17 protein-coding genes are annotated in these 20,619 nt (G+C 58.5%); 2 read left to right on the forward strand and 15 right to left on the reverse strand.

Features of this window, described 5'->3' with window-relative positions:
• Nucleotides 1-8: 8 nt before the first annotated feature.
• The 13 genes from BUB69_RS10235 to BUB69_RS10295 all read right to left on the reverse strand — a co-directional run bounded on the left by BUB69_RS10235 (nucleotide 9) and on the right by BUB69_RS10295 (nucleotide 14,675).
• Nucleotides 9-1,229: a glycosyltransferase family 4 protein gene (locus tag BUB69_RS10235; RefSeq protein ID WP_073165574.1), complete on the reverse strand. Its 1,221-nt coding sequence runs from the start codon at nucleotides 1,227-1,229 to the stop codon at nucleotides 9-11.
• Between the two features lie 73 nt (nucleotides 1,230-1,302).
• Entirely contained in the window at nucleotides 1,303-2,418 is a 1,116-nt protein-coding gene (locus BUB69_RS10240) for a glycosyltransferase family 4 protein (protein ID WP_073165577.1), read from the reverse strand.
• Nucleotides 2,419-2,497: 79 nt separating this feature from the next.
• On the reverse strand, nucleotides 2,498-3,811 hold the full coding sequence (locus tag BUB69_RS10245; protein ID WP_073165580.1) for a glycoside hydrolase family 113 protein: 1,314 nt from the start codon (nucleotides 3,809-3,811) through the stop codon (nucleotides 2,498-2,500).
• Between the two features lie 56 nt (nucleotides 3,812-3,867).
• Nucleotides 3,868-5,118: a glycosyltransferase family 4 protein gene (locus BUB69_RS10250; RefSeq protein ID WP_073165583.1), complete on the reverse strand. Its 1,251-nt coding sequence runs from the start codon at nucleotides 5,116-5,118 to the stop codon at nucleotides 3,868-3,870.
• Complete coding sequence (locus tag BUB69_RS10255; protein ID WP_073165586.1) at nucleotides 5,115-6,116, reverse strand: glycosyltransferase; 1,002 nt, start codon at nucleotides 6,114-6,116, stop codon at nucleotides 5,115-5,117. Before BUB69_RS10255 ends, BUB69_RS10250 begins: the two co-directional genes overlap by 4 nt.
• A 126-nt stretch (nucleotides 6,117-6,242) precedes the next feature.
• Nucleotides 6,243-6,755, reverse strand: coding sequence for a transcription/translation regulatory transformer protein RfaH (gene rfaH / locus BUB69_RS10260; protein WP_073165589.1), 513 nt, complete (start codon nucleotides 6,753-6,755; stop codon nucleotides 6,243-6,245).
• Between the two features lie 4 nt (nucleotides 6,756-6,759).
• The gene (locus tag BUB69_RS10265; RefSeq protein WP_073165592.1) at nucleotides 6,760-7,548 is read right to left on the reverse strand and encodes a WbqC family protein; all 789 of its coding nucleotides are present in this window, start codon (nucleotides 7,546-7,548) and stop codon (nucleotides 6,760-6,762) included.
• 45 nt (nucleotides 7,549-7,593) lie between these two features.
• Nucleotides 7,594-9,810 carry a polysaccharide biosynthesis tyrosine autokinase gene (locus tag BUB69_RS10270; protein WP_073165595.1) on the reverse strand — a complete coding sequence of 739 codons (2,217 nt, stop codon included), beginning with the start codon at nucleotides 9,808-9,810 and terminating at the stop codon, nucleotides 7,594-7,596.
• The gene (locus BUB69_RS10275; RefSeq protein ID WP_073165600.1) at nucleotides 9,811-10,263 is read right to left on the reverse strand and encodes a low molecular weight protein-tyrosine-phosphatase; all 453 of its coding nucleotides are present in this window, start codon (nucleotides 10,261-10,263) and stop codon (nucleotides 9,811-9,813) included.
• A complete protein-coding gene (locus tag BUB69_RS10280) occupies nucleotides 10,253-11,188 on the reverse strand; it encodes a glycosyltransferase family 2 protein (RefSeq protein WP_073165603.1) in 936 nt (311 codons plus the stop codon). The genes BUB69_RS10275 and BUB69_RS10280 overlap by 11 nt, the downstream gene beginning before the upstream one ends.
• A 3-nt stretch (nucleotides 11,189-11,191) precedes the next feature.
• A complete protein-coding gene (locus BUB69_RS10285; protein ID WP_073165607.1) occupies nucleotides 11,192-12,703 on the reverse strand; it encodes a lipopolysaccharide biosynthesis protein in 1,512 nt (503 codons plus the stop codon).
• Nucleotides 12,704-12,708: 5 nt separating this feature from the next.
• Entirely contained in the window at nucleotides 12,709-13,830 is a 1,122-nt protein-coding gene (locus BUB69_RS10290; RefSeq protein WP_073165610.1) for a DegT/DnrJ/EryC1/StrS family aminotransferase, read from the reverse strand.
• 44 nt (nucleotides 13,831-13,874) lie between these two features.
• Nucleotides 13,875-14,675: a hypothetical protein gene (locus tag BUB69_RS10295; protein ID WP_073165613.1), complete on the reverse strand. Its 801-nt coding sequence runs from the start codon at nucleotides 14,673-14,675 to the stop codon at nucleotides 13,875-13,877.
• A gap of 1,014 nt (nucleotides 14,676-15,689) precedes the next feature.
• Between BUB69_RS10295 and BUB69_RS10300 the strand changes: the two genes are divergently transcribed.
• A complete protein-coding gene (locus tag BUB69_RS10300; protein ID WP_073165616.1) occupies nucleotides 15,690-16,868 on the forward strand; it encodes a cysteine desulfurase family protein in 1,179 nt (392 codons plus the stop codon).
• A 58-nt stretch (nucleotides 16,869-16,926) separates the two neighbouring features.
• Nucleotides 16,927-18,735, forward strand: coding sequence for an aminopeptidase P family protein (locus BUB69_RS10305; RefSeq protein WP_073165619.1), 1,809 nt, complete (start codon nucleotides 16,927-16,929; stop codon nucleotides 18,733-18,735).
• A 25-nt stretch (nucleotides 18,736-18,760) separates the two neighbouring features.
• Here the strand turns inward: BUB69_RS10305 and BUB69_RS10310 are convergent, their stop codons facing one another.
• Both BUB69_RS10310 and rhtA read right to left on the reverse strand, forming a co-directional pair.
• Complete coding sequence (locus BUB69_RS10310) at nucleotides 18,761-19,078, reverse strand: hypothetical protein (protein ID WP_073165622.1); 318 nt, start codon at nucleotides 19,076-19,078, stop codon at nucleotides 18,761-18,763.
• Nucleotides 19,079-19,254: 176 nt separating this feature from the next.
• Nucleotides 19,255-20,142 (reverse strand): threonine/homoserine exporter RhtA, encoded by an 888-nt coding sequence (rhtA, locus tag BUB69_RS10315; protein ID WP_024688841.1) that lies wholly within the window; start codon nucleotides 20,140-20,142, stop codon nucleotides 19,255-19,257.
• Between the last annotated feature and the right edge of the window lie 477 nt (nucleotides 20,143-20,619).

Here is a 20,619-nt window from a genome sequence, read left to right on the forward strand (position 1 = left end):
GTGCTCGCTCAAACGGATTTGATGGGAACGACTCGGGATGGCAACTCGCTGACAAGGCTCTGCGAGGTCTGTGGCATCCAGGGCTGCGAGGGCAGGCGCGACAGGTGCGCAGCGGCCAGGCGAGTCTCGACAAAGGCTTTGATTTCCTGCTCGAAACGCGCGACGGAGAACCGCTCGGCATTGACGCGGCACGCCTGTGCGGTGATCCGTGCCTGCGCGCTTTCGAATTCGTTGACCGCTGCTATCAGCGACTGCACAGTTTGCTGCGGATAAAACACCCCGGTGGGCTGCGGATGGTCCAGCCCGCGAACCGTCTCCAGCACACCGCCCTTGCCGAAGGCGATGACCGGGGTGCCACAGGCCTGCGCTTCGACCGGGCTGATCCCGAAGTCTTCTTCTGCAGCGAAGACGAACGCCTTGGCCGCGCGCATGTGTTCACGCAGCACGGCCGCCGGCTGAAAGCCCATCAGCGTTACATTGGGCGCCCGACTGGCGATGGCCTGGGCTTTTATCAGGTCAGGGCCGTCGCCGATCATGACCAGGCGCTTGTCCGGCATGGCCGCGAACGCCTCGACGATCATCGGCATGCGCTTGTAAGGCACCATGCGCGAGGCGGTGAAATAGAACTCCTGGCGGCTGCCCTGGGCGGTGAATCCTGCGGTGTCCACAGGGGGATAGATGACCGTCGATTCACGTCGATAGGCCTTGCTGATGCGCGCGGCGATAAACCCCGAATTGGCGATGAACGCGTCGACGCCTGCTGAAGTACGCTGGTCCCACATACGCATGTAATGCAGGACCAACCGTGCCAGCCCGCCTTTGATTCCGGTGTTCAGGCCCGCTTCGCGCAGGTACTGATGCTGCAGGTCCCAGGCGTAACGAATCGGCGAATGGACGTAACTGACATGCGGTTGGTCCGGGCCGCTGAGCACGCCTTTTGCTACCGCATGGCTGCTGCTGATGATCAGGTCATAAGCGGACAGGTCCAGTTGCTCGATGGCCAGCGGCATCAGGGGCAAGTAACGCTGATAACGTTTTCTCGCGTTGGGCAGGTTCTGGATGAACGTGGTGGTGGCGACCTTGCCATGCAGGTGCACGCGGTCCTCATCGCTCATAAAGTCGATCACGGCAAACAGGTCGGCCTCGGGCCAGATGTTGATCAGTGAAGCCAGCACACGCTCGGCACCGGCATAGGTCACCAGCCAGTCGTGGACAATCGCAATTCTCATGGAGATTCCTTGCAGTGTTCGCTCGCTCTACTGCAGGCGCGGTAGGCCGCACCTTGACGTGGCTGTTGTTGGTTCAGGGTTTGCTTGAAGAGGATTCGGGGCTGATGCGTTGCTTGCCGGGCAGGGTGATTTCAGGTTCCAGCAGGGCGTCAATGCGCTGGGAAAGACGTTGGGCGGATACGTTCCAGCTGAAGCGCCTTACATTGTTCAACCCATGTATTCGCAGCGCCTGGCGCAGCGGCGCATCGACCAGCACGCGGTGCATCGCGGCTGCCATGTGGCCGACATCCAGCGGGTCGAAGTACAGCGCGCTGGCTTGCAGCACTTCAGGAATGGAGGCCGCATTGGCCGCCAGCACCGGACAGCCGCAGGCCTGGGCTTCGAGCGGTGGAATGCCAAAGCCTTCATAGAGCGACGGGAAGACGAAAGCGATGGCGCCCTGATACTGCTCGATCAGTTCGGCGTCACTCAGGCGGCCCAAAAAGCGGATACGTGGATCGCGGCAGGCCAGCCGTTGCAGGTTGGGGTCGGCAAACACGCCAGTGGTCGCACCCACGATATGCAGTTGCAGATCGTTATGGTCGCGCAGGCTGAGAAAGGCCTGAATCAGTCGGCTGAAGTTCTTGTGCGCGGCGTGTGACGAGACGGCCAGCAGGTATCTCGGTGCATCGGTGTGCGGTGGGCGTGGCGTGAAGCTGTCGCTGACGGCGGCGGGCAGGACCAGTACCTTGTTTTCTGCGAATCCGTAAAAACCCGATATTTCAGTTCTGGAGAAGCTGCTGCTGGTGATCAGGGTCTTGATACGTGACAGCAGGATCGGCGTGATGGTCCGGTAAGCCAGGCGAAACAGCAGGGTGTAGCTCTGTGGAAAACGCACGTAATTGATGTCGTGATGCGTCGCGATCTGGTTACGGTAAAGCATGGGGCCTGTGCTGCTGATCGACACCAGCAACGGATTTTTTTGACGCCGCAGGTACAGTGGCAAGTCGAGTTGTTCCCAGAGATGACCCTTGTTGTGACCGATGCATTGCACGTCCAGTGCCTTGGCACTTTCATGCAGCCTGATGCCGTGAGGCGCGATGAATACCAGGTCGTTGCGCAGCTTTTTCAACGCCAGGCACATCTGTTCTGCGTAGCGCTGGACACCGCTGACGTCCTGGGTAAGAAACCGTGAATTGATAAAGATCATCTCGAGCATCCTGCAAGGTCATGGTGATATAGGGTGAGCGCGCGTGCCTTCAGAGGCTTTGAGGCCTGCGATTCCATGCTTATTGGGCGAACAGTGCAGGCTTGATGCCCAGACTGATGACTTTCGGGAACTCGTCGATCGAGATTTGTGCCGAGCAGCGGGCGTCGTTGCAGGTCCAGGGCGTATCAGTCTCGAACTGACCTTTTTCCGGCTGCCCGCTGTCGATCATGTGCACGTTGCCGCGCTGCACGCTGCTGGCCTCGACGTGGGTCAGACGGGGCACGCCGGTGGTCCAGGCGACCAGAATCTGTTCGGGGCCGCGGGAGAATCTGAGCAGGTACGTCGAATCCATTTCCTGGCTGCGCTCGGCGTCGTACTGGTACTCGATCAGCGTCTTGCTGATCGCTTTGAGGGTCGCGTAGGCAGGCTTGGTGCTCAAATCTTTTCTGAGCAAGCCGAAGTTCTGTTGCGGGTCTTGCGGATCCACGCCGCTGTCCATCAACCCATACCACCACACCCCTTTGATATCCGGCAGGGTTCTGGCGAGAAAGAAGCTGCGCGCCAGAAACGCGGCCTGGGTTCGCTCACTGACGCTGCATTTGCCGGAGCCGGTTGGCCAGCCCATCTCGGTGAGGTAAAGCGGAACCGGACGGGTTGCCAGCGCTCGCAAGTCAGCGTCGATCCAGCGCAGCCAGGCAATCCAGCGTTCGGGCGTGTGGTGCTGCTCTTGCCGACAATGCACGTAGGGGTGCAGCGACAGCCCGTCGACCTGATTGAGCAGGCCGTTCTGTACCAGTCGGTCGGCGAACCCAAGGTCCATGCCCAGACTGGTCACGGCACCGGCCAGAACCGTGACCGGCTGTTTCTGTCGACGGATGCGCGCCACGGTCTCCTCGATCAGATTGCTGTAATCCTTGGCAGCCCAGGCATCGATCGGGTTTTCACGGTCCCATTCGTTCCAGATCTCGTACAGATCGACACTGTCGGTCAGTTCCTGTGCGACGAAGCTGACATAGTTGCCGAACGCCTGTCGGACCGCCGGGTGGCGAGGCTTGGCGTGATTTTCATAGAACGGGTTGCCGTAACCCAACACCAGCAGAGGCCGCAGGCGATGCTTCTGCGCGCTGCGCAGGTAGGCGTGCCAGGCCGGGTCGATACGCAAAAAGCCACGCCTGGGTTCGACGTGCGTCCAGTACGCACTGTCGCGAACCGAGTTGACGCCGGCACGTTCCAGCAAGTCGAGCGCTTGGGGTGCGGCATCCTCGTCGTTGATCAACTGGGTGTCCACGCCGATGATGAAAGGGTCTTCACCCCATGCCGCAAGGCTGGTCAGCAAACCCAGCAGAAAAACCGTCAGCCTTCGTCGCCGGCGGGGTGAAGATGGCTTGGGCATGTCTTGCCTCGGTGCAGGTGCAATCCGATGGGTATCACTGCTGCGGCATGATCTCGTCAGACCGGATGACGCAATGGCTGGTCGGGTGAGGTGATGCTGTCCAGCAGCGTCTGGGAAAAGATGCTTTCGTAGTGGTCCAGCATCAGATCCAGGTTCAGCAGTGAGGCCACGCTGTTACGCGCCTCGGCGCTCAGCCGGGCGAGCAGGCGAGGCTGCTGATGCAGCTTGAGCATGGCTAACCCCAGCGAGTCCGGGTCATCCGGGCTGCAGAGCAACCCGTTGAGTTGATCCTGAATGATCTCGGTCAACCCGCCCATGCGGCTGGCGATGACCGGGCGCGAATAGGCGCAGGCCTCGACGGCCACCATGCCGAAAGGCTCGCTCCAGATCGATGGCACAACGGCGACGTCGATCTGGCTGTAGAAGTCTTCGGGCTTCTGATAACCGACAAAACTGATGTTGGGTGAGGTCACCATCGCCTTGAAACGTTTCTCGTCGTTCAACTGACCGCGCCCGGCAATTTGCAGCGTGGCGTTGAACGGCAAATGCTGGAACTGATCAATCAGCCAGCCCACCCCTTTAGGGTCTGACAGGGTGCCCAGATAACCGAAGCGCAGGGGCGCATTGTCGGGTTCGCCAGGCATCGGGCTGACGTTGCGTTGTTGCGGCAAGGCAATCGTGATGGGGCTTGCGTTATGCACCACGTAACGTTTGGCATCTTTGAAATAGCCCTGCGCCTGAAGGGTATCGAGCATGAAGTGGCTGACGCCCACGACGGCGTTGACCTGCGCCGAGCGCTCGTCATGGCCCTTGCGGAACTGCTTGCACATCACGCACTGCCGCTGGCAACTGTGACCTTTCTTGAACATGGTGCTGCTCGGGCAGAGCAGGTAAAGGTCGTGAAGTACCTGCACGACCGGTCGGCCCGAGGCGGTAATTTCGTCCCATGCCGAGACCGACCAGCCGGTCAGGTTGTGGCAGACCACCAGATCCGGCTGTTCCAGCTCCATTGCCCGACTGACGTACTCGCGCATGCTGACGTTATAGCGGTCGCGCAGATGCCAGCCCAATCGGGCCAGGCGACCCGGCCGCTGGGCCGTAAAATGCCAGTAGAGGTTGTGCAGTCCTGCCCGGTAGACCTTGATCTGATTGACCTCGGTCACGTGCAGGCCTTGCTGGTCGGTGGTGGCTAGTACGGCAACTTTATAGCCACGCCGCTGCAGTCCCTCGACGGTACGCTGCAGGATGATTTCCGCCCCACCGCCGACGTCGGGTGCATAAAGGCTGCTGATAAAGAGGATTTTCATAGTGGGTATGACCTGTTCAGGCCCAGTACGCCAGCCTCGCCATCGCTGATGGCCTGCTCGATCAGGCTCAAACGCTGCCGGGCATCACAACGCCTGGCGATTACGCGCAGCAGGCAGAAGAATACCCAGCGGTTGAGTCGGTAGAGCAGGGGGGACGACGCCCAGATATTTTTATCGAACCAGGCCTGGTTGCGCGCGCCGTAGTAAGCGCGCAGGTCCGAGCCTGCCAGCAGGTAGTTTTCATAGACGTTGCTGGTACGTGCCTTGATGTTCCAGGAGTCTTCCAGGTCATCGAGCAGCGCTTCGGGCACCAGGAAGATACGCCCTCCGCCTGCCGTGATTCGCCAGGTGTACTCGCTGTCGTCGGCATACAGCTTCAGGGCTTCCAGCGGCAGCCCGATCTTCATGAAAAGGCTGCGATGAGCCAACAGACCACCGTAGGTGGCGAATGGGAGCTGAACCAACTGCGGCAACCCGCGAGTCGCCTCAGGCTTGCCCCAGGGCAGACGTCGCCAAAGCTTGTAAGGCAACTGCGCAATGTGAAACCCGAAAAAGCTCGACCTCAGTTGTACCGAGAACCGTCGGGGCACGCCTGATGCGATATCAGCCTGGTGGGTGGGCCTGAAGCCAAGCACGGCGGCCTTGTCCTTGCCGTCGATTCGCTCGCGCTCGTGAAGATGTCGATGCAGCACCTCGATGGCGTTGATGGTCGGTGCATTGTCGTCATCCATCAGCCAGAGGTACTCGGCGCCTGCGTCGAGCGCGGCCTTGATACCGACTGAATAGCCGTGTGCCGAACCCGTGTTGTGCTCAAGCCAGATCACCTCGACCTGACCCGGCCACTTGTCGCTCAGCGCTTGCAGGGGCGCGACCGATGCATTGCTGACGATAATCACCCGCTCGATCAGCGGGTTTTCCAGCGAACGGCTGACCAGTGTATGCAGATAGTTGAAACGATCCCCATAGGTGAGCGTCACCAGGGTGGTCCGATGGGTCATGATCAAGGTCCGCTGTTGGCGTGAGTGAGACTGCCGGTGGTCATGTTATGCACGGTCAGCAGGTGATCAGGCCTGGCGAACCAGTCCCCCGTCCGGGTCTGTGGAAGGCCCGGCCTGCACGTTGTACTAAGCCCGCGCCTCCATGCGCGCCAGGCTGCTGATCGGCAGCACGACTTTCTGCTGGCGCTGCAGCATGTTGAGCAGGATCACGGCGCGTTCGGTGCCATCGGCAGTCAGAAAAATGGCCTCGACATCGCAGAAGCCACCCGCCTTGATTCGCACCTGCTCGCCTTGGGTGAACACGAGTCTGGGCGCAGGCACTGAGAGGCGGTGGCGAATCTGCTCGATCAGTTCGTCCTGCACCGGAATCGGGTGCCCGCCGAAGGTGACGATGCGTGCCACACCACGTGTCGAGCGGATCGGATACCAGTTGTCGTGCACCTGGTCCATTCGGATAAACAGGTAGCCGGGAAACAGCTCTTCGTCGGCCTGGGTCTTTGTGTTGCGTCTTTTTTCACCTGAGTTGAGCGGTCGGTAGCACTCGAACTGCTGACGCAGCAAGTGTTCCTCTGCGCGTGCTTCCTGGCGGGGTTTGGTCTGGATCAGGTACCAACGGGCGGGATGATCGGGCAGCAGCATGGGATCACTCCGCGGTCAGATGTGAAGAGTGGCACTGCGCGATGTCGGTACCGATTCGCATGAAGGCATCGTTGGCCGCTGGCAGGTCATGGGTGGTGCAATGACTCAATAGCGCCTGCACACGCTCCACGCTGTTGAACATCAGGACATCGATGATCGACAGGTCGCTCACGAAGGGCTGGTCCAATTGCGGGTAAACCAGCGGGTGCATAGTGAAAAAGCGCAGCAGCAGGCCGTTGCGGGCGAAGTGATCCCGGTCATACAGATGCATGCCCCCCAGCGGATTGAGCACCGAGGTCGCGGACACCGCGTGAGCAATCTGGATGACGCGATCCTGTTTGTCGGTGCAGTCGGTAATGGCAAGGTCCGAGCCGCGCAGGATCGGGGTATCGATCTGCAGATAAGCACACAGTTGGCGCAAGGTGTTTTCGGCATACAGTGCCAGGTTGTGCTGCGGGTAGCGGATCAGTTGTTCCAGCATTGGCATCACCTGCGCAAAGTACGGCGCCTTGCGGTAGCTCTGGGCGATGATATTGATCAGGCGATTGGCTTCTTCGCAAAACCCGTCGATCAGGTTGCGCTGCATGATCGGCAGCTCGAAGTGGTCTTTTTTAAGCGCGAAAGTGATCAGTCTGGCCTGGCCGTTGCTCAGAATCCTGTTCCGGTTCACCCAGCCCGCCCGGATGTACTGCAGATCGTCGCCCAGGACGAAGACATCAGCGGCTGCGATGAGCTGGAAGTAGCCCAGATAGGGAAACAGGTAGGGCTGCATCATTGCTACGGTTCTGGCCATGATTAATTCCTTTTAGGGCGTGAAGGTGAGCGGTGTCGGTTTGAGTTACTTGTTGACGGGGTGGTAGTTGTAGCCGTAGGTCGCGCAGTCGTATTCGGACGTGGTCGCCTTGCGCACAACAGCGTTGAAAATGGCGCCTTTTATAAGGATTCCGTTCTGGCCGAGCCGACGCTTGCAGGCTTCGATCTCCTTGAGCGTGGTGATACCGAAACGCGCAACCAGCAGACAGGTGCCTGCCTGACGCCCGACCAGCGTGGCGTCGGTCACGGCAAGAATGGGCGGGGTGTCCACCAGAATCAGGTCGTAGAGCGGCGATAATTCGGTGAGCATTCTGTTGAAGTTGTCGTGCATCAGCAGCTCCGAAGGATTGGGTGCTGCAAAGCCGCAGGAAATGAAATCCAGATGGCGGATGCGGGTGTGGTTGATGACTTCGGTGCATTTCAGGCGCGCGGCCAGGGTGTCGGACAGGCCGTGCTTGGGTTGCAGGCCGAAGATCCGGTGCAGATAACCCTTGCGCATATCGGCGTCGATCAACAGCACGCGTTTGCCGGTCTGGGCAATGATCGTCGCCAGGTTGCTGGACACGAACGACTTGCCCACGCCCGGTGAGGGGCTGGAGATCATCAGCACATTGTTGCGGGCTTCGAGCATGGCGAAGTGCAGGCTGGTGCGCAGGCTGCGCAGCGACTCGATGGCCAGTTCGTTGGGCGCGGCGATGCTCAGCAGTTTCGATTCCTTGGGATCGGCACCGGTCCTGGTGCTTTTCTCCAGACGGTCCTGCTGGCGGGAGTAGGGCAGCGATGCGTAAACCGGCATGCCGCTGTTTTCGATGGCTTCTGCGCTTTCCACGCCGCGGTAGAACGCCTGACGCACGAAGATGATGCTCACGGCCACCAGTGCGCCGACCAGCGTGGCAAGCAGCACCACCAGCGTCTTCATCGGCTTGACCGGTCTTTCAACGTTGGTGTCGGCGTTGTCGATGACCCGCACATTACCGATGCTGCCCGCACGCAGAATGTCCTGCTCCTGGCTTTTGTTGAGCATCAGGGTGTAGGTCTGGCTGGTGACCTGCATGTCGCGAGTCAGGCGCAGGAGTTCCTGTTGCGTCATCGGCAGCGCTTCGATTTTTTTCAGCAGGCCTTGTTTCTGTTGTTCCAGCTGACCCATCTGGCTCATCAGGCTGCGATAGGTCGGGTGCTCCTGGGTGTACAGCCGTTCGATTTCGACGCGCTTGAGCTTGAGCTCCGACAGCATCGAATCCAGCTTGACGACCTGATCGAGCACACCCTTGGTTTCAATGCTCAGGTCCACCGACTTGGCGCTGGTCTGGAAGTTGTTCAGGGCGACTTCGGACGCTTCCAGCTGTTTGCGCACCATCGGCAGTTGCGAACGCAGGAACTGCAGGCGCTGGGCGGCTTCGGCCGAGCTGCGCTCCACGTTCTGGCGCACATACAGGTGGCTGACCTCGTCCAGAATCTTGTTGGCCTTGTCGGCGTCCTGGTCCTCGATGGACAGGTAAATGATCCCCGAGTCTCTGCCCGCCTCGGTGATCTTCAGACGATTCTGATAGATCAACGCCGAGTTCAGCGTGCGCTGCCGGGAAACGGTGAACTCGGTGCCCGGATGGGCATGCAGCGCAGCGACCTGAATCTTCACGCCGTTGCCTTCGACGATCCGGTTGATGGCACCGCTGAGCAGCAGATTGTGGTCGCTGTCATACAGCGAGAACTGACCGGGCTTGCCTGCCACCAGCGTCAGCTTTTCGCCCAGGAGTGTTTCCGGAACGTCCAGCTGGAAGACATCGACTTTCTCGCCACCCCAGGCATATTGCGTCAGACCGAACAGCGGCTCGGCCAGTTGTCCTTCGTACTCGGGTTGGAAGGTACGGTGCAGATAGGGGCCAATCACCGGGAAAAAGTCGGGTGTCTGCCCCAGATTCAGTTTCAGGTCATCGACCACCTTGCCCAGTAGCGCACGCGACTTGATCAGCTCGATTTCAGTCGTGGCTTGAGAGACCGAAGACGGCTTGTTGTTAACCTCGGGTGTGCCCTCAATGCCGACCTTCTTGGGTTCGATCTGAATCATGGCGCTTGCCTGATACACAGGCGTGGCCAGAATGGCGTAGGCCAGCCCTGCGAGAAAGAACAGGCTGACGGTCCAGATGATCAGCGCTTTGTGATCGAACAACATGCGCAAGATAGTTGCCAAATCGATCCGGGGGTCCTGGTAGTAGTCCAGGGAAGGACGGTTCATGACGGTCATTTATCTTGTTTCTCCTGACTGAAGATGGGGAAGCCAGTCGTCGATGCATCGCGAGAGATGCTGGTACGTCTGCTCAAAGGCTGACTTGGGGCGCTGATAGGGGTCTGCTATGTCGAGCGTTTGCTGCCACTTGCCGATCAGGAACGTCCTGCCGCGCACTTCCGGCGCCAGTTTGAGGATCCTGGGAATGTGGGCCTGCTCCATCAGCAGGATCAGGTCCGCCTGACGCAGCAAATGCCGGTTCACCTGGCGGGCCTCGTGGCGGGACGTCGGGACGTGGTGCGACTGCAGGACCGCCTTGGCCAGCGTGTCCATGGGCGAACCCGACAACGCGGCAATGCCTGCCGACTGAATGCGCAGCCCTGCCGCAGCCACCCGCTCGCGCAGCATGGCCACCGCCATGGGGCTTCGACAGATGTTGCCGACGCACACCACCAGTACGTTACTGAACATGTGCTTTACCGGTTGCGGGCAAGAGGCGTTTGCTCAGGTTGACGATGAAATTGCGCGCCACCATCAACAGGGCCTGCAGCTTGTGGCGCGGTTCGAGCGCCGACAGTGACAGGCAGACGGTCTGCATCAGAAAGTGTTCATACAGCGGCTGGTTGTTCAGGCGGTTGTAGTAATTGGCCAGGCTTGCGCAGGTTTGCAGGCTCATGTGCAACTTGCGCTTGTCGCTGCGCATCGAGAACACGCCACCCGGATGCAGTCGATAGGCGGCAGGCTTGATCTGGGCGATGAACTTGCCTTTGCCATGAGCACCCAGCAGTGACCACCAGCACAGGTCGTTCAGCGGCGCGATGCGGATATGCAGTTCGGGTGGCATGGCGCAGAACACGTTGCGAAAGCAGGTGGTCAGGGTCGAAAGGCGGCGGGCCTTTTGCAGCTCCAGGTGCGTGGCGTCGGCACGCAGATCGCCTTGCAGTTGAATGCCGTACTGACCGTTTTCATCGAACACGATGGCGTCGTGATACGTGATGACGTAGTCGGGGTTGCTTTCGAGGAAGTCCACCTGCAGTTGCAGTTTGCGCGGGTCGGTCCAGTAATCGTCGGCCTCGCAATAGGCGATGTAGCGTCCGCGTGCCTTGGCGAACAGGTCCGGCACACAAGGTATGCCCTGGCTGTACTGGTTGATCTGCTGATAAAAGGGCCGAATGATCGTCGGGTGCCGTTCGGTGTACTGCGCGATGATGCTCGCCGTGCTGTCAGTAGACGCGTCGTCGTGCACCAGAATTTCGAAGTCGAATGTGGTTTGCTGCGACAGGAAGCCATCCAGCGCCTGAGCGATGAAGGCTTCCTGGTTGTAGGCCGGACAGACAATGCTCAGCAGTGGGGGCTGCGCACGTGTCGTGGCAGTGGTGTTTGCAGTGACATCCATGGCTCATGTACTCGGTTTGCTGAACAAGACGTAGATTTTCAATGCCAGTGGCTTGTAGCTCGCGGCGACCAGCGTCACGGTGATGAAGCCGCTTGCGGCCAACGCCAGAAACAGGCTGGTGCGACTCTGATCGGCGATCAGTCGGAACACTGGCTCACTGATGAACAGCCCGGCGGCAGTCACCGCGCTGATGCGCAGAATGTCGCGCAACCACTGACCATGTATGCCAGGTGCAAGGCGCTGGTGAACGATCATTGGCCAGATCGCGAACGACACTGCCCGCAGAAAGAACCAGGCGAGGGAAGCGCCGTACACGCCCTGGTAGTGAATGGCCAGAAACAGGGTTGGCACCGTGATCACTGCCGACACAAGGCTGTACCACAGGTGCAGGCGCATCTGGCCGTAGGCGTATTGCAAGTAAAACTGAAAAGCGCTGGCGGCCATGATGGCGCTGCCCAGCGCATACCAGCTCAGGATCGAACGGCTCCAGTTCGCCGCTTCAGCGTCGCCCGTCCAGCCCAGAATCAATGGCTGGGCGTGCAGCGCGATGACGGCCGCCAATGGAAACAGAAAGGTGCAGACAAATCGGTTTGCGGCCAGAAACAGCACATGCATGTCATCGCGCCGCCCCTCGGCCATCAGTACCGTCAGGCGAGGCAACAGGGTCTGCACCAGTGGATTGGTGAGCATCAGGATGCCGGTGGTGATCAGTGCGATCAGCGAAAAATAGCCGTACTGATCCAGTGGCAGCAGCCGCGACAGCAACGCCTTGTCCATCTGTGTCAGCACGATCCACAGCACAGCGCTGAACGACATGCTGGCGGCGAACGGCAGGATAGGCCTGACCAGACGCCAGTCGAGGCCGGTCGACCAGCGCGCAACGGGCATCTGCTGCCAGGCACGTGTGGCAAAAGCAAGCGTTTCAATCAGCCCCACGGCGACCTGGAATTTGAAGAAATCCTCAGGGTCCTGCGAGAACTGGCTGACCAGTACAAGGCCACCGAAGTAGCGCAGGGTCGCGATCAGCACATTGGCGGCGTTCAGCCAGCCATGCTGCTCAAGGCCTTGAATGCCGCTCTTGTAGAGGGTCGAATACAAACGCAGGGCGATCACCACGCCCATCAGGGCAATACAGTTGATCAGCACCTCAGGCTGCAGCGTTCTGGCATTCAGCCAGTGTGTGGCGATCCAGGGGCTGAGGAGGTAGATCAGCGTGCAACTGGTGAGCGCCATCGGCAAAAACATCAGCTCGAACGAACGGAGCAAACGGCCAGCGCTGTCTCCATCGCCTGCGCCTTGTTGATGCGCCACCGCGCGCACCAGGCTGGGCGACAACCCGGCATCGAGTAGCTGCAGCCACGCCTGCAGGACCGTGAAGAAGCCGATCAGCCCGTACACCTCGGCACCCAGATGGCCGAGGTAGAAGGGCAGGATCAGAATTCCGATCAGCAGCACGTACGCCTGGCCGATGTAGTTGAGCGCGGTGTTACGAATGACAGACCGTTTGTTTGGCATGGCTATCAAAGGACCTGAGCGAGGGCAGGGCTCTGATAAGCCGGCCTGTCCAGACTGCAGGATTCGATCAGCGTCTCGATGATTCGATCCTGATCGGTCTTTTGCAGGCCAGGGTAGATCGGCAGGCACAGTACGCGGCCGCTCAATGCCCGGGAAACCGGCTGTGCTGGCTGCGGTTGCAGATACTCAAGTGTGTCGAGCGAGGGATAGAAATAGCGACGCGGGTTGATACCGCGATGGTTGAGTGCGGCGCGAGCCTGCAGCAATGCCTGCTCGTCACTCAGGGCAATCGGGTAATAGCTGTGATTCAACTCGCTGTCGGCTTGAGGCTCTTGCAGATCCAGATAGTTCTCGAGCCGTGAGGTGTAGCGTTGGGCAATTTCGGCGCGTTCTTCGAGGATGTTTTCGATGTTATCCAGAATGCACAGCCCCATCGCGGCCGAAAACTCGTTGAGCTTGGCGTTGATGCCGATGCCATCGATCTTGTCGACATCGGCGATGCCGAAGTTGCATAGCAGATAGGCACGCCTTGCCAGCTCGTCGTCATTGGTGATGATCGCGCCGCCTTCGATGGTATGGAACAGCTTGGTGGCGTGGAAACTCAGCGTGCTGATGTCACCGCGGTTCAGGACCGATTGCCCGGCATGCCGCACAGCGAAAGCGTGAGCGCCGTCGTAGACCACCTTGAGGTTGTGTTTGCGCGCAATCTGGTCGATAGCATCAACGGCACATGGGTTGCCGAACACATGGGTGCCCACAATTGCCGTGGTGTCTTCTGCGATATTCAGTTCGATGTGCTGCGGCGAGATGTTCCAGGTGCCGGGGTCGATATCGGCAAAGATCGGCCGAATGCCTTCCCACTGCAGTGAACTGCTGGTGGCAACGAAGCTGAAGGGGGTCGTGACTGCACTGCCACTCAGGCCCAGTGCGCGATACGCCACTTGCAGCGCGAGGGTGCCGTTATTGGTCAGAATGATGTGCTTGACGCCCAGGTACTCTTTGAGCCGATTCTCGAGTTCGCCGGCCAACGGGCCGTGGTTGGTCAGCCAGCCGCGTGAATAGATGCCCTCGACATACCGCTTGAACTTGTCGATATCACCCAGATAGGTCTTGGTTACGTTGATCATCGAAGCCTCCATGTTTCTGTGTATCAAGGTGCTGCCGTTATTCATTACGTTGGCGACGACTGCGGCGTGTCTGTCTGGGGAGGCGGAATACGGGTTTGCTCACGGATCCGTGCAGCACGACGTTGGGTCTTGTCGAGAATCAGGCGAGTGACTCGGCCGCCACTGTGTGGGTCGCCGAAATGAAAGATCGCTGTGGCGCGTTTCAGGCCCGGGCTACAGGCCTGATTGGCATGCAAGGTGCGATAACCCCAGAACAGGTAGATATCGCCGGGTTGTAGCTTGAGGACTTTGGGCGCGAGCCATTGATGTCTGATGGCGGTACGCATGACCCAGCGGCTGAAGCGGTTCTGCAACAGCGACTTATCGATCATGTTGAGCAGGACGTGGCTGCGCACCTTGCGAATATTGGGAAACAGCATCAGATCACCGCATTCTTCTCCCTCGGTCGGGATGTAGATGGGGATCAACGCGGAGACCAGGCTGGCATCGAAGTGAAAGCAGTTGGATTCACGCAGACCTTGCTCGCCTTGCACACAGCGCAGGACCGGAAATATCTGATCACTGATGCTTTGCTGGTGCGCGCCGTGCTGATAAAGCGTGCCTAGCAATTGCTTGAATTCGGGCGCAGACCAGAGGCTTGCCAGTAGACTTTCCTTCAGCGCGGCTTCGCCATGGAAGGCAAAGTATTCGCCGGAATGTGCTTTTGCCTGCCGGTCAGTAAAGGCTCTTAGTTGCTCAAGCTCGGTTTCGCTGAGTACGTTCTTCAATCGGGCAACGCCGGTGGCATCCATTTCTTCTGCCAGGCGTTGAATATGCTGCGCGTCGAGATCGGGTAGGCAGGGCATTCAGTGACACCTCAGGTCAAGAGGAGGCGAACAACCAAAAGCTAATGACTGGCTGACTAGGTGGAAAAACGGTCTATCGGGCACGCTACCGCCCGAATCATGCGATCCATGCTCTCTACATCTATCCGAAAGATGCCCACGCAAACCGGTTGGAACGGGCTGGAGTGGCAGATTGCTTCAGGCAATGCTACCGCCACACTGAACACGTTCAGCACATTCATAAGGTTTGTGAGCTAACAGACTTCCGCGACACCCACAGGGTGTTCGGGAAAAAACTAACTTCGAGGGCAGCACTACAAATCACTGCAGCTTGACAACATCCCGCGTAAAGCACTGCGGCGTTGGCGTATAAACCAGGATGCGTCTGACAGTCCTATATATTGGTTGTGTCAGCGATTCTGTCAAATTATTTCGTCAGCTTTCTGTAAAAATCCTGATAAATAGTTTCATGTAATTTTTAAGTCATTGTTTTAAAAGGCCGTCAAAAAAGCAGCATTCGTGTGCTCGGTAAAAATGGCGGTTTTCAGACGTCTTTACAGAATGTGTGATGTGTCAGCGAATTGAACAGGCACTGATACAAAACAATCACCCGTGCAGCGTGTGTTTTCCTGCCTCACATTCCGGATTACGCCAGTGCCCCGGCCGATCTGTTTATCTGACGCTGTTTACGGGCATACGACACCGTCGATGTGGAGCATTTTGCAAAGTCTGTTGACGCTTTGCGATGGAAGGTGCAAACGCTGCTGCCGTTTTGAACAACGTGTGTGGGCTGTGATATCGCGCGAAGTGCCCTGAATCGCAAGAGCGCGTGTGATTGGATGTCAGGCTTTTATTTCCAAATCGAATATTTAAATAGAAATTGATAATTTTTGGTTCTATCAGGGTTAGTGCACTATATCTGGCAAAGGTTTGAAGCTCAGAGCTTCAGCGCAAACAGCTTCTTCCTGCTGGCGGCTTGTAATTCCTCCATTAAGAGTACGAGCCAGGCGGGCAGCTCCAGTCAGAGGAATGACCATGAAAGAATCAGCGCTTTATTTCGATTATGCGGCCACCACGCCTGTGGACGAGCGCGTCATCAAGGTGATGGTCGAGTGCCTCGGAACGTCGGGCAATTTTGGCAACCCCGCTTCCAGCTCTCATTCTTTTGGTAAAAACGCCCGTTCGGCCGTCGAGACGGCTCGTCAGCAGGTTGCTGATCTGGTTGGCGCGCAGTCTGCCCACATCATCTGGACATCCGGGGCGACCGAGTCAAACAACCTTGCCATCAAAGGCGTAGCTCAAGCGTGGCAACAGCGTTCTGGACGCACAGGTGGTCATGTCATCACCAGTCAGTTGGAGCACAAGGCGGTGCTCGATACGGCGCAGCAATTGCAGGCCAATGGTGTGACAGTCACTTACCTGCCGCCCGATGCGCACGGCCTGATCAGCGCCGACGCTGTCAGCGCCGCACTGCGCGAAGACACCTTTCTGGTATCGCTGATGCTGGTCAACAATGAGCTGGGTACCGTCAACGACATCGCCGAAATTGGCAGGCGGGTGCGCGCGCATGGAGCGTTGCTGCACGTTGATGCCGCGCAGGCAGCGGGCAAGGTGAGGATTGACCTGAGCCGGCTCGCCGTGGACCTGATGTCGTTCTCGGCGCACAAGGTCTATGGCCCCAAAGGTATTGGTGCCTTGTATGTCGGCCCACGAGCCGAGCAGCGGGTACTCGCCCAGATCCATGGGGGCGGGCACGAATGCGGATTACGCTCCGGTACTCTGGCGACGCACCAGATCGCGGGTATGGGCGCGGCCTTTGCATTGGCGGGAGAGGCGTTTGACAGGGAAATCATCGAATCCAGCCGCTTGAGCCGTCTGCTTCTTGAATCTGTGCAAGACATCCCGGGCGTGCATCTCAACGGTTGTCCGGTGCAACGAATTCCTCACACGCTCAGCCTGACCTTTACCGGCAATGATCTGAACATTGCCGCGCTTGCGCAGCATCTTGCCTTCTCATCGACCTCGGCCTGCAATTCGGCGAAGAATGCCCCGTCGCATGTTCTGCTGGCGCTGGGGCACACGCCCCAGGCAGCCAGTCAGACAATCCGCCTCAGCCTGGGCCGCTTCACCCGAGAGTCGCATGTGCGACGCGCAACCGATGCCATTCATGCCAGTGTGCTGCAACCTGCGTTCTGGGCGGTTGCTCAGGCGTGATGACTGCTCCATTATCTGACCGGTGACAGCAGCCCATTTCCGGTCAGCAGGAGAGTCGATGAGTACGCAAGACAAGGTCAGTACAGGCGTGGCAGAACGATTGGCGCGTGCCCGCGCTTTGATGAGCAGGGAGCAAATCGACGCCTGGCTGGTGCCGTCTGCGGACCCTCATCTTTCCGAATACCTCCCTGGCTATTGGCAAGGGCGCCAATGGCTTTCCGGTTTCCACGGCTCAGTGGGCACGCTGATCATCACTCAGAATTTCGCAGGGGTCTGGGCCGACAGTCGTTATTGGGAACAGGCCACCAAGGAGTTGGCCGGCAGTGGTATAGAACTGGTGAAGCTGGTGCCTGGCCAGCAGGGGCCGCTGGAGTGGCTTGCCGATCAGGCCTCGGCCGAAAGCGTCGTTGCGGTCGATGGTGCCGTGTTGGCCGTCGCCTCCTCGCGAACCCTGGCCAGCAAGCTTTACGCACGAGGCGCCCGGTTGCGAACCGACATCGACTTGCTCATTGAGCTGTGGCCGGATCGCCCAGCCTTGCCAGTCAATCCTGTCTACGAGCATTTGCCGCCGCAGGCCTCTGTCTCTCGCGGCGCCAAGTTGAAACTTGTGCGTGACGCTGTGATCGAGAAGGGCGCGGACTGGCATTTCCTGCCGACACTGGACGACATCGCCTGGCTGTTCAATTTGCGTGGTTCCGACGTGTCGTACAACCCGGTATTCATCTCGTTCGCGCTGCTGGGGCCGCAAAGCACGACGCTGTTTGTCGATTCGAAGAAAATTCCTGCTGATGTACGCAAGAGCCTTGAGCAGGATGGCATCAACCTGATGGAATACACGCAGATTGGCGCCGCGTTGCGCGAGCTGCCAAAGACCGCGCGCCTGCTGGTCGACCCTGCGCGCGTCACGTGTGGGCTGCTTGACTACCTGGACAGTGAAGTGACGCTGATCGAGGGCCTGAACCCGAGCACGTTGCAGAAGTCGCGGAAAACCGAGGCCGATGCAGCGCATATCCGTCAGGCAATGGAGCAGGACGGCGTGGCGCTATGCGAATTCTTTGCCTGGCTGGACAGTGCGCTGGGCACGCAGCCCATCAGTGAGCTGACCATTGATGAGCACCTGACGCAGGCCCGCGAGCGTCGTCCGGGCTATATCTCGCCCAGTTTTGCCACCATTGCCGGGTTCAATGCCAACGGCGCGATGCCGCATTATCGTGCCACTGAGGCGGAACATGCGCAGATTGAAGGTGATGGCCTGTTGCTGATCGACTCAGGAGGGCAGTACCTGGGCGGTACCACCGACATTACCCGGATGGTTGCCATCGGTACCCCGTCTATCGAGCAGAAGCAGGATTGCGCACGAGTGCTCAAGGGCGTGATTGCACTGTCGCGTACCCATTTTCCGCAAGGCATCCTGTCGCCGTTGCTGGATGCCATTGCGCGTGCGCCGTTGTGGACAGAAGGTGTCAACTACGGCCATGGGACCGGGCACGGAGTGGGGTACTTCCTTAATGTGCACGAAGGGCCTCAGGTTATTGCCTATCAGGCGCCTGCCACCCCGCAGACTGCAATGGTGTCGGGGATGATCACTTCCATTGAACCTGGCACTTACAGGCCTGGGCGTTGGGGGGTGCGTATCGAGAATCTGGTGATCAATCAGGAGGCTGGCAAGACCGAGTTCGGGGAGTTTCTCAAGTTCGAGACGCTGACCTTGTGTCCGATCGATACGCGCTGCATCGACCTGTCAATGCTCAATGAGGAAGAGCGCAACTGGCTCAACGACTATCATGCGAGCGTCAATGAACGCTTGAGTCCGTTTCTGGACGGCGCTGCGCTGCAGTGGTTGCATGCCAGAACAGCTGCGATCTAGATAATCGCTCCGTCGGGTTGCCGCGTCATTGCGACTGCGGCAGTTCGCCGGAGAGCGGTGTGCTCTTCTTGCAGACGATAATCATGCTGCGGCTGGTATAGCCCGCCGGATTTAGGCCGAATGGGTAATCGTCCGGCTCTTCTGCCGCGTCTCCCGATTTGGCAATGATCTTGAATGTTCTGGATGTGCAGGCGTTTGTCGCAAGCTCATAACATTTGGCCCAGGATGAAGAGAGGCCCGAACAGTTGATATGAATGCCGCGCTTGCCTTGCTTGACCGGTTTCGACGTCGCCGCACAACCTGCCATAGCCAGCACGGCCAGTACGATAAAAATGTATTTCATTCCTTTCCTTGAGCAAGCCATAACCTGTAAACGCTACCTGCTTGAGTCGGCATCACCACATTGCAGGTGTAATGCCGCGTCCCGAATCTGCAAAACGGGACCAGCCGTAGGGCTAAACATGGCTCAAGCGCGTGACAAATACTAGTGCCTTATTGATTCCTGGTCGTCGAGTCCGTTCAGTCTGCAGGCACGAGCTGCGTTTTGGCGGGTGCCGAGCCCAGCGTTGCGCCGATGGACGCGAAGATGATCGCGGCAATTGCCAGCCATTGGGTCAGCGACAGGGTTTCATGTAGAAACACAAGTCCTGACAAAGCAGCAAACACCGGCTCCAGGCTCGCCAGCGTGCCGAAGGTCTTTGCTGACATTCGAGTCAGGGCGACCATCTCAAGGCTATAGGGGAGTGCGGTGGACAGTATCGCCACGCCCAGTGCTGCCGGTATCAACGAAATATCCAATAGGGCTGAGCCTGCATGCACGACGCCGATAGGTGCGATGAAAATTGCAGCGATCGTGACGCCCAGCGCTGCCGTCTGAATGCCGTTGTCCGCTCCGGCCTTCTGACCGAACAGAATATAGGCCGCCCAGCACACACCCGCACCCAGCGCATATGCAGCGCCGACCAGGTCGATACTCTTGCTCGACTGCCCCAATGGAATGAGCAGCAGCAGGCCAATGACAGCCAGTATCACCCAGAGAAAATCAATGGGTTTGCGCGAAGCCCACAGCGCGACTGCCAAAGGGCCTGTGAACTCAAGCGCTACGGCAATGCCGAGTGGAACGGTCTGCAAAGACATATAGAAGAGCATGTTCATACCGCCCAGCGCGATGCCATAGATGACAACTGTACGCAGTGAGCGGGCGGTGAGCCGTGCGCGCCATGGGCGCAGCACCAGCAGAAGAATGACACTGGCGAAGATGAGGCGCAGCGCAGTGGTGCCTTGTGCGCCTACCGCAGGGAAAAGACTTTTGGCCAGAGATGCGCCGCTCTGGATCGATATCATGGCAATGATCAGCAGACCCAGCGGGAATAGAAGCGCTGCGATGTTATGGGGTTTATCAGACATTTCGGTGCAGCATCCTGAGAGGTCAATGTGTGGAGCGCAGATATGATGCTGAATAATCGATAAATGAGCAATATATTGCTCATCTCTTGCGCCTTCTTCTATATAGAAGAAGGTGTTGGAACTATTTTGGTGCATTCCAGAAATAACGGTTGACGCGCTCTGTGATGTGTCTATAATTCGCCCCACTTCCGGCGCAGACGGAAACGAAAAAGCCTTGAGATTCAATGAGTTAAAAGGGTTTATCGGATGAAGTCAGCGAGGAAGCAGGTCGAGTTTGTTTGAATCGACAGCGGTGAGAAAAAAGAGTTTGACACGCGGTTGTAACGCTGTAGAATTCCCCTCCCGCTGACGAGCAACGCAGAGTTGATCGAAGCGCAAGTGGTTGAAGTTGATCGGGAAAAACGAAAAACTTCAGAAAATAATCGCTTGACAGATACAGAGGACGCTGTAGAATGCGCGCCTCGGTTGAGACGAAAG

Source organism: Pseudomonas asturiensis, assembly GCF_900143095.1.
Classification (GTDB): domain Bacteria; phylum Pseudomonadota; class Gammaproteobacteria; order Pseudomonadales; family Pseudomonadaceae; genus Aquipseudomonas; species Aquipseudomonas asturiensis.

Coding starts and splice junctions, on each gene's coding strand:
- BUB69_RS10235 (WP_073165574.1), bottom strand. CDS start 1,229: ATGAGAATTGCGATTGTCCACGACTGGCTGGTGACCTATGCCGGTGCC.
- BUB69_RS10240 (WP_073165577.1), bottom strand. CDS start 2,418: ATGATCTTTATCAATTCACGGTTTCTTACCCAGGACGTCAGCGGTGTC.
- BUB69_RS10245 (WP_073165580.1), bottom strand. CDS start 3,811: ATGCCCAAGCCATCTTCACCCCGCCGGCGACGAAGGCTGACGGTTTTT.
- BUB69_RS10250 (WP_073165583.1), bottom strand. CDS start 5,118: ATGAAAATCCTCTTTATCAGCAGCCTTTATGCACCCGACGTCGGCGGT.
- BUB69_RS10255 (WP_073165586.1), bottom strand. CDS start 6,116: ATGACCCATCGGACCACCCTGGTGACGCTCACCTATGGGGATCGTTTC.
- rfaH (WP_073165589.1), bottom strand. CDS start 6,755: ATGCTGCTGCCCGATCATCCCGCCCGTTGGTACCTGATCCAGACCAAA.
- BUB69_RS10265 (WP_073165592.1), bottom strand. CDS start 7,548: ATGGCCAGAACCGTAGCAATGATGCAGCCCTACCTGTTTCCCTATCTG.
- BUB69_RS10270 (WP_073165595.1), bottom strand. CDS start 9,810: ATGACCGTCATGAACCGTCCTTCCCTGGACTACTACCAGGACCCCCGG.
- BUB69_RS10275 (WP_073165600.1), bottom strand. CDS start 10,263: ATGTTCAGTAACGTACTGGTGGTGTGCGTCGGCAACATCTGTCGAAGC.
- BUB69_RS10280 (WP_073165603.1), bottom strand. CDS start 11,188: ATGGATGTCACTGCAAACACCACTGCCACGACACGTGCGCAGCCCCCA.
- BUB69_RS10285 (WP_073165607.1), bottom strand. CDS start 12,703: ATGCCAAACAAACGGTCTGTCATTCGTAACACCGCGCTCAACTACATC.
- BUB69_RS10290 (WP_073165610.1), bottom strand. CDS start 13,830: ATGATCAACGTAACCAAGACCTATCTGGGTGATATCGACAAGTTCAAG.
- BUB69_RS10295 (WP_073165613.1), bottom strand. CDS start 14,675: ATGCCCTGCCTACCCGATCTCGACGCGCAGCATATTCAACGCCTGGCA.
- BUB69_RS10300 (WP_073165616.1), top strand. CDS start 15,690: ATGAAAGAATCAGCGCTTTATTTCGATTATGCGGCCACCACGCCTGTG.
- BUB69_RS10305 (WP_073165619.1), top strand. CDS start 16,927: ATGAGTACGCAAGACAAGGTCAGTACAGGCGTGGCAGAACGATTGGCG.
- BUB69_RS10310 (WP_073165622.1), bottom strand. CDS start 19,078: ATGAAATACATTTTTATCGTACTGGCCGTGCTGGCTATGGCAGGTTGT.
- rhtA (WP_024688841.1), bottom strand. CDS start 20,142: ATGTCTGATAAACCCCATAACATCGCAGCGCTTCTATTCCCGCTGGGT.